This is a genomic window from Jejuia spongiicola (assembly GCF_023502325.1).
GTDB classification, from domain to species: Bacteria; Bacteroidota; Bacteroidia; order Flavobacteriales; family Flavobacteriaceae; genus Wocania_A; species Wocania_A spongiicola.
Genome location: NZ_JAMFLZ010000031.1, coordinates 1 through 511, shown reverse-complemented (window position 1 = coordinate 511; position 511 = coordinate 1). Strand labels below are relative to the sequence as shown.

Here is a 511-nt window from a genome sequence, read left to right as displayed (position 1 = left end):
AGAACTTGTTACAACAATTGTTTCAGATGGATCGTCCGGTGTAGAGTTACCATCCGTTTGGTCTTGTGTATTCGATACAGTGTTTGTTAATGTTTGACCGCCTTGGCCAATACCTACTACCGCTTGAATACTTATGGTCTCTTCCTCTCCAGGAGACAAGATTCCTATTTCCCAATTTGGTGCTGTCCAACTTCCATCGCTAGGAATTATTGTTCCATATATTAATCCCGTTGGTAAGGCATCAGTTACTACTAAATTAGTGACAACAGCTGGGCCATTGTTCTTTACTGTTACAGTATAGGTTACTGTATCTCCTACATTAGGTGTCGCATTGTCTACGGTCTTGGTCAATACAATATCGGCATCATTATTTACTGTAAAAACCGCTTCTAAATCATCACCATCTGTGGTTGGATCTGTTTGATCTCCGATGGCCGTTGTAGTTGTATTGGTTATAAGGTCTCCACTTGTTCCTGCATTTACTGTTGCTGTTATATTCAAGGTTTGAGTC

1 protein-coding gene is annotated in these 511 nt (G+C 40.5%); it reads right to left on the bottom strand.

The annotated features are described in order from the left end of the window. A partial coding sequence (locus M3P09_RS17220) for a DUF11 domain-containing protein (RefSeq protein ID WP_249974063.1) occupies nucleotides 1–511 on the bottom strand: 511 nt, incomplete at both ends.